The following is a 14,223-nucleotide window of genomic DNA, read 5'->3' as shown; positions in this document are numbered from 1 at the left end:
CGTCATCGCGCCGTCTTTTGCGGCGGTCGTCATCATCGTCATCGTGCCGCTTTTTACGGCGATCGTCATCGTCGTCATCGCATCGCTTTTTGCGGCGGTCGTCATCATCGTGATCGAAGTAAGACAAAGAAATATCACTCCATTCCTTAAATTGGCAGGTGAGATCACCTGTAATCTCCATCCTATGATTTCATTCATTGAATGATGTAAGTGGATTTTAGAAGGGAAAAAAATATTGTCCATATTTATTTCGGTACTTTCTAGAGAGAAGAGGATGCCAATAGTCCTTTTTCTTATATTCCTACAGGAAGTAAATTTATAAAACTATTTTGGTTATGTATAAAAATAGTTTTTTGCTATCATGATCAGCAGCAATCTAACTTTCTTATTACTTTGACTAACCAGCTAGGGAATAGCTATTCAAATTTTTACTGATAGAAGTAGGATGTTTATACAGTTCGGCCTGTTTATTAGTGAATATATTATTTATAAAGAAGGAAGGAGGTCAGATTATGAGTAGTGGGTGGAGAAACTTTGATTCAAACGGAAACGAGAGATCTCGTGGTCGTGCTCAATCTAATTCACGGTCAAATTCGGATGTTGATTTCGAGAGTGATATCGATTTCAGAACCGACGTCGATACTGATAATGAGAATGAAGTGACAAACGTGGATCGCAACACCAATATCGCGCGACTCGTTAATAGTGGAAATACTCGGCTTAACATTAATGTTGATTCTGATTCAACAGCGCGGGTTCGTTCGAATGCTGATGCCGATCAAGATCAGGAACAAGATCAGGAACGAGATTAAGAAGAAGATACATTCTTAAGTTATATAGATATTTTCATCATTGTGTATTAAAAAGGGAGGAGGTATATTATGTCTGAAAAGAGAAGAAAGTCAAATAAAAGAAGACAGTCAGATAGAAGAAGAAATGACAATTCTGATAATCGCAATCGATCAAACTCTCGTTCCAACTCGGATGTTGAATTTGAGAACGAAATGGATCTAAGAAGTGATGTTGATGTTGATAACGATAATGACGTAAAAAACGTAGATCGTAATACTAACATCGCGAGAATTACTAATAGTGGGAACTCTAAAGTAGATGTTGATGTCGATTCAGATTCAAACACACGAGTTCGGTCCGATGCAGATGCTGATCAAGAGCAAGACCAAGAGCAAGAGATGGACTAAAAAAGCGGAACAATAGGTGAAACCCAAAATTTATATAGGAAAATTAACATTTTTATCATCCTGGTGGGATATCAATTGGGATATCATGGTATCCCATTTTTCACTTGAAAGGGGGTTGCAATATGGCTTCAAAACGATCATCAATTTCTAATTTTGATAAGTTTTCTTCCCGAGAAGATCTTCAGAACAAAATATCCATTGGAGAGAGCGGAAACTCTGATGTCGATGTCAACGTCGACGTTAAAGTTGATACAATGCCTATTGCCTTCGCCATGCTTTGTTCCCTGTGGGCTGCAAAGCAATTATCAGATGAAGACTTTGAACTGGCTGTCCGTAAGTTAGAAGATTTAACAGGTAAGAAAACAAATAAACGCTTTTTCAGCGACAATGATATAACGAACGTGAGACTTTTTGAAAAGAGAAGGACACGCAGGTAAATAACCCATACAAGATGAATATGCATGTACCAGCTAGAAGTAATGTATGATAAAACTTCTGTTGTTTGTGGTTATATTCGTCTTTCTCCTGCTTTTTATCCTGAAATTCTACTGTATGAACTACATAATCAACATATTGGTCCTACTGAGGGCTATTAGTTGAAATGGAGCTTCGACCGATAATTATTTTGAGCATCTGCTTCTGCTAGCAGATGCTCGTTTTATTTTATTTAATCACTGGTGCTGCCGCTATATTTATGAGAATGAGGCTGGGCACCGTTAGTGGTTGTTACGCCATTAAACATATGATAATGTCCACCGCCAGGTAAAGGAATAGCGGGACCGGTCACTCCTCGGATTTCATGTTTATGTCCGTTATCAACGGAGGTTGCAGTAAAGTATTTATGAGTATGGGGCACTCCACTAGGTGCAGGTTCAGTTTTCCCGGCATATTGGTGATCATGTCCTGCATTAAACGAGGTAACCCCTGAAAAATGGTGTATATGCAACACAGGCCGGCCGTTCCATGAATGAATAAATAAATGATGCGAATGCTCAGAATCTGATTGTGAATCGTCAGAGTGAATAATCAACCCCGTAATCGGTATTTCCATGCGCCTTATCCCTCCTTTTCTCTTTTACATAATTAATAATGGATGTACTTCAATTTATAATAATGACGCACCATTTATGCAGACATCATTATTTCATTTGAAAACTATGTGAAAAAATGATCTTAAAAGAGAAAAACAGAATGAGAAAAAAGAGAAAGAGATAATGAGGCGACAGTTTAATAAAAAACAAATGATCCTCACATTTTAGGAGATCGTTTGTTTATAGAGGATAGTGTATGCATCATTACGAATAAAATGATTTTTGGGAATCAAACTGAAATAAGTGACAATCCAATAAATTAATAATTCCGACATCCGTAACGAGAAAAAACGGCTTTAGACATTTCATTATGTACCTCAAAGGTTTTTAGACAACTCGATTACTGCCAATAGGAAGGTCGACACTCAGTCATTAATGTTTGTTTTCTGTAACATGTTCCTTAGTTGTTTTATTGTGCTCTCCAGTAAAATTCAGCATTGTCACACCGATGATGATAAGAACGATTGATGCGTATTTACACAGTGATCGTTGGCCCGGAAAGATTGTTTACTTCAGTAAACATATCCATAAACCTTATGAATGCTGTCGTCATTAGTGTATCTTTTCGATAAACAAATACCGTCTGAACGATTGCATATGGACCTGGGATCGAATGGTATTTAATCTCCCCATAATAAACGTGTTTTTCTATGACCGAAAGAGGTAGAAGACTGATGCCCAGACCAGCGGATACACAGCCAAGGATCGCTTCAAGTGTCCCAAATTCCATAATTTTATTAGGGATAACCCCTTCCTGATGCAACCATTGTTCTAGTTTTGCACGATATGAGCAGCCGGAACGAAATACAAGCAAAGTCCGATTCTGAATATCTTTGATAGAGGACAAAGCTGGATGGGCCGTATCTGTAATGAGGACCAATTCCTCCTCTATTACTGTCCTTTGAATTAATTCAGGGTGATCTATAGGTCCAGCCACAAAGGCTCCATCCAGCTCATACTGAAGAATTCCCTGGATATTTTGTTCAGTTGGACCGGTTTTTAACGTCAGATCTACGTCGGGATATTCGTGATGGTATTTAGAGAGCAGTGACGGTAAGCGAACTGCAGCGGTAGTTTCCATCGATCCGATATACAAAGGGCCGTTTGGTGTCTGATCATCATCTTTCAGCACTTTATTCGTTTCTTCAATAAGATGAAAGATTTTTTCAGCGTATGCCAGTAACGTTTTTCCTTTGGATGTTAAGGTAATGCCGCGGTTATGACGGTAAAACAGTTGAGTTTGAAGATGTGTTTCTAAAAGCTGAATTTTCGTCGTGATATTGGATTGTGCGTAATTTAGCTCCCGGGCTGCCCGTGAAATACTCCCCATCTCTGCTACTGATTGAAAAACTTTTAAAGCTTGTAAATCGATCGAAATCTCCCCCTTTTGTTTCGCGTCTTTTTTGCCATCTCATATAAAGATGGCGAGTATCTATTTTCTGTATTATACCAAATAACAAAGTAGGGATATGATACATATATGGCAGTTTATAAGGAGGTGAATAGTTGACAAAACAGCCCTTTCTCTTTTTAATAGGGGGAATACTGGCGTTAATCATTGCGATGGGGATTGGGAGATTTGCCTATACGCCAATTCTTCCACTAATGCAAAATGATCTTTCTTTTTCGAATGCAGTCGCTGGTTACCTTGCCACAAGTAATTACGGAGGTTATTTGATTGGAGCCATTTTAGCAGGAGTCATTCCTTTGAAACAGCACAGAACCATTGTCTTGAGATTCAGTTTCATCATTAGTATCCTAATGACTGCTTGCATGGGCTTATTTCATTCTTATTTTCTTTGGTATGTCCTTCGATTTCTTTCTGGTCTCGCCAGTGCCTTCGTATTTGTTCTAGCTTCGAGCATCGTGCTGGATAAACTCGCCGCCGGAGGAAAGACAAATTGGTCAGGCTTTTTTTATGGTGGGGTAGGAATGGGCATCTTTATCACAGGTCTGATGACTCCGGGTTTACACCGTTCGTTTGAATGGGAAGGTGTGTGGATAGGATTGGCTGTTGTAAGTGGAATACTTGCTTTCTTCGTATGGATCTGGCTGAGAGATGCTCCGCTCATTTTAAAACGAAAAAGAAACCAAGAATTTTTCACTGTACCTCCAGTCAAGTGGCTTCCATGGTTGATTGCAGCTTACGGTTTGGAGGGGTTAGGCTACATTGTCACAGGTACGTTTATCGTATCCATCGCCGAACAAACTTCAAGCTTTCGCAGTGATGCAGCATTTGTGTGGATGGTGGTTGGATTAGCAGCTATTCCATCCTGTATCGTCTGGTCATCGCTGGCTGAAAAATGGGGTTTCGTTACATCATTAGTGTTAGCCATGGCAATTCAATCTGTCGGCATTGTGCTGCCTGTCTTCTGGATGACACAAACTGGTTTCCTCATAAGTGCCTTCTTATTTGGTGCCACGTTTATGGGGATCACGACTCTTGCCACAACATTGGCCCGCCAAATAAGTCCGTCAAATAGCAGCCGGATCATTGGCAGCCTCACAGCTGTTTATGCGTTTGGCCAAATGATAGGACCAACAATTGCAGGTATTTTATCATCTGTCACGCATGATTATAATGCTGCTTTAATAGGTGCAGCAAGTGTGGTATTCGCCGGGGCATGCTTGGTTTTAAGTGGAGTCCAATTTGAGAAGAAAACCAACATAGAAAATTCATACATAAAAGAAACGATAAAAAATGAAAAGAGGTCATGATGATGCCGTATGTAAATATTAAAATTACGAATGAAGATGTAACGCCAGAAAAAAAAGCGTTACTTATTAAGGGAGCTACGCAGCTATTAGTCGATGTGCTTGGCAAAAACCCAAATACAACGGTTGTGGTAATTGACGAAGTCGATACTGATAATTGGGGAATTGCAGGAGAAACCATAACAGTGCGGAGGCAGCAAGGGAAGTAATTTCACAGCTTAATAGCAGATAAAAGGGGGACACATATGATTCACTATTATTATGTGTTCTCCTCTTTTAAAGATATAAGAATGGTATTGATCGATCGTATCGTTTCCATAGTGTTACCAGAAAATCGTGATATAATGAAAATACAATAGTATAGGTTTTTCTCAAGGGTGGTCGGCACATGCATTCCTCTTGTAAAAGTGGGAGGAGGTGGTGCCGTTTGACAGTATTTCAGTCCCTTATGTTCGCAATAGCGTTCGCAGGATTGGTTGTTTCTATTCTGTCATTTCATAAAAAAGACTAAAACCGCCCTTGAGTTTGGCCGCTCGGCGGTTTTAGTTTAGCTGCTGTGTCGATCCCGTTAAGGAACCCTGCTATTGTTGGACCGTTTCGATCTATTTAAATCGAAGCGGTCTTTTTTAATGTAGTTCATTTATACTGTCATTATACCTGATTTTTCAGAAAAATAAAACTGATGCCATTTCAATCATCAGTAAATTGCAGTTATCTGTTTTTTTGTTATGAAACATAAAGTTGATTTAGGTTTCCTTAATATTTCCCCATGATTGCTTTCCCCAATTTTATTACTTGTACAGGCGCCTGTTAAATCAGATTCAGAAATCTATATTATAGTGATCGAAATACCCGCACAACATCTCTTAAAAGCAAAAAAGCAAAAAGGGATGAGAAAAATCGGCCTGATATACCAGCTTAATTGATTGTGATGCAGCATAAACGCCCATTTAAGGAATTCTTTACTCATAATAGCGAAAATAAAAAACAGTAATGTAAGAAACGCGAAAAGGAAGGCTAACGTTTTATCATATTTTTTGAGAACATTTATCATCTCCAACCTTCCATATTTTTGCTTGTGACACTTCTGTTATATTACTTACTTTTCAATTTCCTGTATATAATCGATTTCACATTTCAATTAAAACTTTATGGATAAAAATTACCTTTAGATGGGTATTAATCAAAGCAAGAAACGTTGTCTTTTGGGACATTTGTCTTTATTTGTTATAATCCCATAAGAGATGTTTTGTGTAATGCTTACTTTCTATGTTTTACAGAAATAATGGCGGTTTTTGAAGGAGGACATGTTTTTGAAAGGAAAATGGGTTTTATTCGTTACGATAACATCGGTATTTTCATGTTTATTATGGATGTTTGGCATGGGATGGGCGTTATTTGACTACTTTAATTGCTCGGCAAAATCCGTTGCTGAAGCACCTGCAGAGACTGTGGAGACAGACCGTAATGGTATTCATATTGTAGCACTTGGTGATTCATTAACAAGAGGAACGGGAGATGCTTCAGGTAAAGGGTATGTTGGTTATTTAATGGAGGATCTTGAAAAGAGGTCTGATCAAAAGATGCAAATAACGAACCTTGGTATTAAAGGGCAGACATCCGTCCAGCTGGCCGAACAGGTAAAGCAGCAGGAAGTACAGAGGCAAATCAAATTAGCCGATACGATTTTGATTACCATCGGCGGCAATGATCTTTTCCGCGGCGGTCAAACGTTGGCGGAACTAGATCTTCAAAAGGTGGAGGGATTAAAGGAAGAATACTCGAAAAATGTAGACGGCATTCTATCAAGCATACGTTCACAAAATACGGAAGCCAATGTATTTTTAATTGGATTATATAATCCGTTTATTGACATGGAGGATGCAAATACAACATCGCAAATTGTACGGGACTGGAATGAGCGCAGTGCGGATATTAGCGCGAAATATCCAAAAGCAGTGTTTGTCCCTACATTCGACTTGTTCCAGCTAAAAGTGGAAGATTATCTTTATACAGACAACTTTCATCCAAACTCAGAAGGCTATCAGTTAATCGCGGAGAGAGTGGCTGCATTACTTACATGGTAAAGGAGGGAAGAACATGAGTGATGTTACATTATCAGTTAAAGGATTACGCAAGGTGATTGGGAAAAGAGAGATCATTAAAACGATCGATTTTGAACTGAAAAAAGGAGAGGTTTTTGGCTTTTTAGGCCCGAATGGGGCAGGTAAAACCACGACAATTCGAATGTTAGTCGGGTTGATTGCGCCTACTTCCGGTTCTATTAAAATCTGCGGCTATGATGTGTCAAAAGATTTTACAAAGGCAATGCAAAACATAGGCTGCATCGTAGAAAACCCTGAATTATATCCATATTTAAGTGGCTGGGAAAACCTTCAGCATTTTGCCCGAATGCTTCCGAAAATGGATGAAGAGCGAATTACAGAAGTAGTAAACCTTGTTGGCCTGCAGGAAAGAATTCACGATCGTGTCAAAACTTATTCATTAGGAATGAGGCAGCGGCTTGGAATCGCCCAGGCGTTACTAGGGAAACCACAAGTGCTGATTCTGGACGAACCGACGAATGGCCTGGATCCGTCTGGTATACGGGAGATGCGTCAATTCATTCGTTTTTTGGCGGAGAAAGAAGGGATGAGCGTTCTTGTATCGAGTCATTTACTTAGTGAAATTCAATTGATGTGTGATCGTGTTGCAATAATTGCCAAGGGAAAGGTCATACATACTGAATCAGTTTCAGCTCTTCTATCTCAGCAGGAACGGCTCATATGGAGATTGGTTCCGCATCAAACAGGTGTTAACATGTTAAAAGAACTAACCGATTTCGTTAAGGAAGAAGGGGAATCCGTCATTACTTTTTATGATGACAGCAAGGTAGGGGAATGGAATAAAAAATTGATTGAGGCAGGCGTTACAGTAAAAGAAATGAACAGAAAGCTGCCTTCTTTGGAAGATTTATTTATTGAAATGACGGGAGGAGAAGCAATTGATTAATCTCGTCCAGAATGAAATGATCAAGCTTGTCCGAAAAAAACGGCTTTTGGTTGTAACGATCATTATGGCTGTCCTTATTTCAATGTTTACCTACGCCCAGTTCCGTGAATCTGAACGGGTACAAGAGCGGCTCGGTACGACCGATTGGCGTACAACACTGCAGCAGCAGATTATCGATATTCAAAACAGGCTGAGCGGAAGCCAGATTTCGGATGAATGGAGAAAGCAGCTGGAAATTCGTGTATCGCAGCAGCAATACTATTTAGATCACGATATTAATCCGGCAGAGCCCGGTGCACCTACGTTTGTGAGGGGATTTATTGAAAATTCCATTCAGTTGCTGCTGCCACTAATGATCATGATTGTCGCGGCAGATCTGGTTTCATCGGAGCACAGTACGGGAACGGTAAAGATCCTTCTGACAAGGCCGGTTCAAAGGTGGAAAATACTGTTAAGTAAATATTTAACACTTGTCTTATCTGTGTCCTTTCTTCTATTGATGTTTGGGATACTGTCTTATGTAATATCAGGGATCGTGTTTGGTTTTAAAGGGTGGAATGCACCCGTATTAACTGGATTTACCGTTGAAGCGGGAGAGTTAAACACAGCAGGAACTCACCTTATTCCTCAGTGGCAGTATATTTTAATGGAATTTGGTTTAGCCTGGTTTGTTTCACTTGTTGTTGGAACGTTATCGTTTATGCTGTCTGTTTTGATTAGGAGCACCGCGGCAGGAATGGGTGTGATGCTCGCATGTCTCATTTCAGGAACTATATTAAGCAGCATGGTTTCATCATGGGAATCAGCTAAATATTTATTTATGATCAATTTAAGAATGAGTGACTATCTGCAAGGGATGGCGCCTCCTATTGAGGGAATGTCTTTAGGCTTTTCCCTGTCAGTTTTGGCCATTTGGGCAGCCGCTGCATTAGTGATCTCTTTCGTGTCATTTACAAAGAAGGATGTTTATTAGATCATTCGAAGCCGTTGGGAAACCAGCGGCTTTTTTAATTAGTTCTGCTAGGCACTCGTTTTTGATTTCGGTACAGTTACATGAAAACAAAGAATCGGCAATACTGGTAAAAGGTAATCAGATAACAGTTTCAATGAAAAAGGGTATTTATTATTATTTTTTATAGAGTATGGTGGAAGGGTGAAAAAGAATCGAATGTATCTTAAGGTGATTCGTCCTATGCATTTGTTTTAGAAGTAAATTAGATTCTGTAAATGTTCAGTTTACAGGCTAACAAAAGAGAACTAAAGTTATTGTACATATATTTGTACGAATTTGCGTACTTGAGACCTACCTAATTGTTGTAACATTTAGTATATAAAAAGAGTTCAAAAGAAAAAACGGGTTATTTGTTACTTCAGGAGGATGAAATGGAAAATAATTCATTGACGGGTACGATCTTTTTATCAAAGCTCATTACACAGTATGCCTATATTCATGAAAAAACGGTGGGTAAAACAGCCGATGAATATGTTCGCCAAATCGGTCTTAGAACGGGAGAATGGATTGAAAGCTTATATAAAGGTGAAGATGATAATTGGACGGTTGAAAAATATGCGGACATCATTGTTGATTTGAAAAATTCAATTGGAGGACATTTTTATATATCATCCGTGCAGACGGATCACGTTGTCGTAAAAGCTGCAGCTTGCCCTTTTGGAGAAGTGGTTAAAGATGCACCGCATTTGTGCAATATGACATCGAGTGTATTTGGGGGGATCGCTTCCCGTAAATTTGGCTATGGGAAAGTGTCTTTAAGAAAAAGAAATGCTGCAGGGGATTCAGGTTGTGAAGTCGCTATCTACTTTAATCCAACCGAGGATGAAGAGGGAGATGTGTATAAAGATCTCACTAAAACTCCAGACAATGGGGATCCGTTTAAATGGGAGGAAGAAACAATCCTTCTTTTAAATGAACAGTTAAGACAAAGTGACGAAATGGTCATAAGGCTTTTAGATGAGCTGGAAGACTTGCGGCGTCAAGTTCAGCAAGAAAAAGAAAGGAATGTGTTATAAATACTTGGTTTGTAAGATTATAAAAGTACAAAAACTCCTGCCTGTTCAACAATCAAGCGGGAGTTTTTTGTTATGAATTCAATTCGAACAAAAGGGGAAAGAGTATGAACTCTTTCCCCTTTGTGTATCACATTTAAATATCCCAAACTAATAACAATAATGAACCTAAAATGGTAAACACACCTACAAACAAAGCGTAAGCAATATTCGTGTAAAGTGTTACTTTATCTTTTGATTCACCCATATGCATAAACATCAGTAATTGTACACTTGCCTGGGCGAAAGCCGTAATTAACAGGATTGTCATGCCCATTGCATAACTCATATCATAAAATACTACCGTCAGAGCGACTAGTGAAAGGACCAGTGAGAAAACAAATCCCATCACATGAGAAACTGGGAACAATTGTTTCATACTACATCAATCCTTTCAAATAAACGAAACTAAAGATAAAGATCCAAACCACATCAAGGAAGTGCCAGTAAAGAGAAAAGATAAATGATTTGTTAGTTGTTTCAGGAGTGAATCCTTGTTTTTTCACTTGCATTAGGATCGCAGTACCCCAGAAAAGACCGAATGTTACGTGGAGTCCATGTGTACCGAGCAATGTAAACAAACTTGATAGGAATCCGCTTGTCTGGATCGTTGCTCCTTCATGCACATACGTAATAAATTCTTCAATCTCGAATACTAAAAACCCTAAACCTAACACAAGTGTGATGATAAAGAATGTCATCATCGCTTTCTTTAAACCAAGGCGCATGGCATGAATTCCAAGACCAATGGTAAAACTACTTGTTAATAGTAGAAAAGTTTGAATCAGGACCATTTTTAGTTCGTAAATATCCTTAGGAGAAGGACCGTTTCCAACCCCATTTACTAATACAAAATATACAGTAAATAGAGTAGAGAAGAGGGCGATTTCCGCCCCTAAAAATATCCAGAAACCCAATATCTTCAGTCTGTTCTCTTCCGTGCTATATTCAAGAGGCAGCGAGTTATCTATTTTCATTGTTTGTCACCTCTCAATGCATTTTCGGTTCTTTCTATCTCTTCTACGGAGATATAATATCCGTGATCACGTTCAAATGTACGATAAATCATTGTTGCAAATATTCCAAGCGCTGAAATGATTGCGGGAATCCACCAGCTGAAGACCATAAAGAATCCCCAGAAGCAGAATGCCACACCCATTAAAAATGGCTGGCCACTGTTGCTTGGCATATGAATTGGTTCATATTTTCCTTCAAAAAATGGCGCTTTGTTTTTCTTAGCGTACCAGAACGCATCAAGAGAGTTGATCGTCGGCACAATGGCAAAATTATAAACAGGAACCGGGCTGTGTGTGCTCCACTCCGGTGATCTTGCATCGTAAGGGTCGCCGCTTGTATCTCTTGGGCTGTAGCGTGCGCTCCAGTAAATGTTGTACACAAGGACAATGAATCCAAGCGCAAGGCCAAGCGCACCGACAAACGAAAGCATATTTAACGGTCCGAAACCAGTTTCTTCCGAGTACGTGTACATCCGGCGGGTCATTCCATTAAGGCCCAGGATGAATAGTGGCATGAATGCTACGTTAAAACTAATCGTGATAAGCCAGAAACCAAGTTTACCAAGACGTTCGTTCAATTGGTAACCAAACACTTTCGGGTACCAGTAATGGAACCCGGCAATTACCGCAAATACTGTTCCTGGAATTAATACATAATGGAAATGAGCTACAAGGAACATAGTATTATGATACTGATAATCGGCACTTGCCATACCAAGCATAACCCCGGTAACACCACCGATTGTGAAAATCGGGATAAATGCCAGCGAGTAAAGCATCGGAGTTGTAAAAGTAATTTTCCCTTTATGCAAAGTAAAGAGCCAGTTAAACATTTTAACCCCGGTTGGAACGGCAATCGCCATTGTTGCGATCGAGAAAATACTGTTAGCCATTACACCTTGACCCATTGTATAGAAGTGGTGAGCCCATACAAGGAACGAAAGCAATGAAATGGCAACCATACTTACAACCATTGATTTATAGCCATATAGGTTTTTACGAGCGAAAGTCGAAATGATTTCACTGTAAATACCGAATGCAGGGAGAATAACAATATAAACTTCAGGATGCGCCCAGACCCAGAATAGGTTGGCCCAAAGCATATCCATACCGCCGTTGCTCATTGTAAAGAACTGTGTTCCAAACTGGCGGTCCAACATCATTAATGCAAGTGCAACTGTCAATACAGGGAAAGCAAAAACAATAATGACGTTTGTAATAAGAACAGACCAGGTGAACATAGGCATTTTCATTAATGTCATGCCCGGTGCACGCATTTTAAGTATTGTGACGATGAAATTGATACCGGTCATCAACGTACCAATACCAGAAATCTGAAGTGCAAGAGAATAATAGTTATTTCCTACTGTCGGGCTGTATTCAAGACTTGCAAGCGGGAAATATGCAGTCCAGCCTGCATCAGGAGAACCCCCGATGACGAAGGAAATATTTAATAGCGCTGCCCCCGCAGCAAACAGCCAGAAACTGACCGCATTTAAACGAGGGAATGCAACGTCACGTGCCCCGATTTGAAGAGGGATAATGACGTTCATTAAACCGATAATAAACGGCATGGCCATAAATAAGATCATAAGAAGACCATGTGTTGTAAAGATTTCATTATAGTGCTGGGCATTCAATAAGCCATTTTCAGGCACCGCACTTTGTGCCCTCATCAGCAATGCGTCTACTCCTCCGCGGAAAAGCATAACTAAGGCTACAAGGATGTACATGACGCCAATACGTTTATGGTCGACAGTAGTTAACCATTCTGTCCAGAGATAGCCCCATTTTTTAAAATAGGTCAATCCGACAAAAATAGCGAGACCGCCGAGAACAATGCTGATCATAGCAGCAAATAACATCGGATCATGGGTGAAAACGAAAAATTCGTCCCATTTCATAGGTTTGTAACTCCTTTCGTTTTATCTAAAGATGTCTAGATTTGAGTCGTACATGTTGCTAATACGTTTTAGTGTTGATTGTGCTCCTCATGAGAGTTTGATTCATCTTCGGAAGCATCTTTGCCATCTTTTTCATCAGGGTTGTGTCCGTGGTTGCCTACAGGTGGCGGACTAAATGTAAGATGATTGGATGAATATGTTTTACGTCCTACAAAGTCGATTTCCAAAAGACTGTTAAATTCTTTTTCTGATAATTTTGGTGCGGTTTCCTTAACATCTTCTACCCATTGTACATATTCTGAAGCAGTCATTGCCTGTGCTTCAAAGTCCATGTGTGCAAAACCTTTACCATTGAAGTTCGAGTTTTTACCTATGTATGATCCAGGTGCATCAGCAACCAAGTTCAACTCGTTAATCATGGCATTCATGGCATATTTTTGTCCGGCCAGCTGCGGTATCCAGAAACTGGATATCGGGCCATGTGAGTAAAGACGGAACTCCACAGGACGATCAGTTGGGATATTGACGTAGTTTACCGTTTCAATTCCCTCTTCTGGATAGCTGAAATGCCATTTCCAGTTAGATGATGAAGCATAAATGACTAAAGGCTTATCTTCTTCATAACCTTTAGGAACGGCTTCAACATCACTTGTCGAACGAACTGTTACAACAGAAAGAACAACAACGATGATTACTGGGATAAGAGTCCAGATAATCTCAAGTGTATGGCTGCCTTCTTCATGTGGAGGCTCGTAATCCTCTCCCATTTTTGATGCTCGGTATTTTGTAAGCATGTAGGCGTATAGAATATACACAACTAGTAAAATACCTGCCATAATCACCATTGAAAATATAATGGTGTCTGATAAGGTTTTGGCTTGCGGACCTTTTGGATCTAAAACCAGCAATGGTTGGTCGCAACCGGTGAGCACTGTGGTAATAGTGAAAATTAAAGACAATAAAGCCCATTTGATTTTCATAATGTACCCCTTTCATAAAGTGTTGGAAAATAATTCAAAACTTCAATTGTGAACATTTTGTTAATTATTTCACAAGAGTAATTTGGATGGCAGGGAGTAATTATTAGACTCCCGAAGTGTCCGATATTAATCTTAGACCTGTGCATTTAGAAAAACAATTAAAATATGAATTCTGTCACAAAAAATTCATTAACAAAGGGGGTAATTAGGGGTATTGGTGAATAAATAGAATCTAGTAAAAT

15 protein-coding genes are annotated in these 14,223 nt (G+C 39.5%); 9 read left to right on the top strand and 6 right to left on the bottom strand.

All coding sequences use genetic code 11. The annotated features are described in order from the left end of the window. The first annotated feature begins 512 nt into the window (after nt 1-512). The 3 genes from BTO28_RS07615 to BTO28_RS07605 all read left to right on the top strand — a co-directional run bounded on the left by BTO28_RS07615 (nt 513) and on the right by BTO28_RS07605 (nt 1,636). Nucleotides 513-812: a hypothetical protein gene (locus BTO28_RS07615; protein ID WP_076764945.1), complete on the top strand. Its 300-nt coding sequence runs from the start codon at nt 513-515 to the stop codon at nt 810-812. A 69-nt stretch (nt 813-881) separates the two neighbouring features. Continuing rightward, nucleotides 882-1,199, top strand: coding sequence for a hypothetical protein (locus BTO28_RS07610; RefSeq protein WP_076764944.1), 318 nt, complete (start codon nt 882-884; stop codon nt 1,197-1,199). Nucleotides 1,200-1,321: 122 nt separating this feature from the next. Beyond that, nucleotides 1,322-1,636 carry a hypothetical protein gene (locus tag BTO28_RS07605; RefSeq protein ID WP_076764943.1) on the top strand — a complete coding sequence of 105 codons (315 nt, stop codon included), beginning with the start codon at nt 1,322-1,324 and terminating at the stop codon, nt 1,634-1,636. A 230-nt stretch (nt 1,637-1,866) separates the two neighbouring features. Here BTO28_RS07605 and BTO28_RS07600 read toward each other — a convergent pair whose 3' ends face one another. Then, nucleotides 1,867-2,250, bottom strand: coding sequence for a YmaF family protein (locus tag BTO28_RS07600; protein WP_076764942.1), 384 nt, complete (start codon nt 2,248-2,250; stop codon nt 1,867-1,869). A gap of 515 nt (nt 2,251-2,765) precedes the next feature. Beyond that, entirely contained in the window at nt 2,766-3,662 is an 897-nt protein-coding gene (locus BTO28_RS07595; protein ID WP_076764941.1) for a LysR family transcriptional regulator, read from the bottom strand. Nucleotides 3,663-3,796: 134 nt separating this feature from the next. Here BTO28_RS07595 and BTO28_RS07590 point away from each other — a divergent pair, with 134 nt between their 5' ends. From BTO28_RS07590 to BTO28_RS07560, 6 genes are all read left to right on the top strand, one after another. Further along, on the top strand, nt 3,797-5,008 hold the full coding sequence (locus BTO28_RS07590; RefSeq protein ID WP_076764940.1) for a YbfB/YjiJ family MFS transporter: 1,212 nt from the start codon (nt 3,797-3,799) through the stop codon (nt 5,006-5,008). 2 nt (nt 5,009-5,010) lie between these two features. After that, entirely contained in the window at nt 5,011-5,214 is a 204-nt protein-coding gene (locus BTO28_RS07585) for a 2-hydroxymuconate tautomerase family protein (protein WP_076764939.1), read from the top strand. A 1,098-nt stretch (nt 5,215-6,312) separates the two neighbouring features. Continuing rightward, nucleotides 6,313-7,092 (top strand): SGNH/GDSL hydrolase family protein, encoded by a 780-nt coding sequence (locus BTO28_RS07575; RefSeq protein WP_076764937.1) that lies wholly within the window; start codon nt 6,313-6,315, stop codon nt 7,090-7,092. 13 nt (nt 7,093-7,105) lie between these two features. Further along, nucleotides 7,106-8,017, top strand: a complete 912-nt coding sequence (locus tag BTO28_RS07570) for an ABC transporter ATP-binding protein (protein ID WP_076764936.1) — start codon at nt 7,106-7,108, stop codon at nt 8,015-8,017. Next, nucleotides 8,010-8,990 (top strand): ABC transporter permease, encoded by a 981-nt coding sequence (locus BTO28_RS07565; RefSeq protein ID WP_076764935.1) that lies wholly within the window; start codon nt 8,010-8,012, stop codon nt 8,988-8,990. Before BTO28_RS07570 ends, BTO28_RS07565 begins: the two co-directional genes overlap by 8 nt. A gap of 410 nt (nt 8,991-9,400) precedes the next feature. After that, nucleotides 9,401-10,045 (top strand): methanogen output domain 1-containing protein, encoded by a 645-nt coding sequence (locus tag BTO28_RS07560; protein ID WP_076764934.1) that lies wholly within the window; start codon nt 9,401-9,403, stop codon nt 10,043-10,045. A 133-nt stretch (nt 10,046-10,178) separates the two neighbouring features. Here BTO28_RS07560 and qoxD read toward each other — a convergent pair whose 3' ends face one another. The 4 genes from qoxD to qoxA form a co-directional block, all read right to left on the bottom strand. Further along, complete coding sequence (gene qoxD / locus BTO28_RS07555) at nt 10,179-10,460, bottom strand: cytochrome aa3 quinol oxidase subunit IV (RefSeq protein ID WP_076764933.1); 282 nt, start codon at nt 10,458-10,460, stop codon at nt 10,179-10,181. A gap of 1 nt (nt 10,461) precedes the next feature. Continuing rightward, the gene (qoxC, locus tag BTO28_RS07550; protein WP_076764932.1) at nt 10,462-11,058 is read right to left on the bottom strand and encodes a cytochrome aa3 quinol oxidase subunit III; all 597 of its coding nucleotides are present in this window, start codon (nt 11,056-11,058) and stop codon (nt 10,462-10,464) included. Beyond that, nucleotides 11,055-13,001, bottom strand: coding sequence for a cytochrome aa3 quinol oxidase subunit I (gene qoxB, locus BTO28_RS07545; RefSeq protein ID WP_076764931.1), 1,947 nt, complete (start codon nt 12,999-13,001; stop codon nt 11,055-11,057). The genes qoxC and qoxB overlap by 4 nt, the downstream gene beginning before the upstream one ends. A gap of 68 nt (nt 13,002-13,069) precedes the next feature. Next, the gene (gene qoxA / locus BTO28_RS07540) at nt 13,070-13,981 is read right to left on the bottom strand and encodes a cytochrome aa3 quinol oxidase subunit II (protein ID WP_076764930.1); all 912 of its coding nucleotides are present in this window, start codon (nt 13,979-13,981) and stop codon (nt 13,070-13,072) included. Nucleotides 13,982-14,223 lie beyond the last annotated feature (242 nt).

Source organism: Domibacillus epiphyticus, from assembly GCF_001975785.1.
Classification (GTDB): Bacteria; Bacillota; Bacilli; order Bacillales; family Domibacillaceae; genus Domibacillus; species Domibacillus epiphyticus.
The sequence above is the reverse complement of the archived record's forward strand: the minus strand, read 5'-3'. Positions and strand labels throughout refer to the sequence as shown.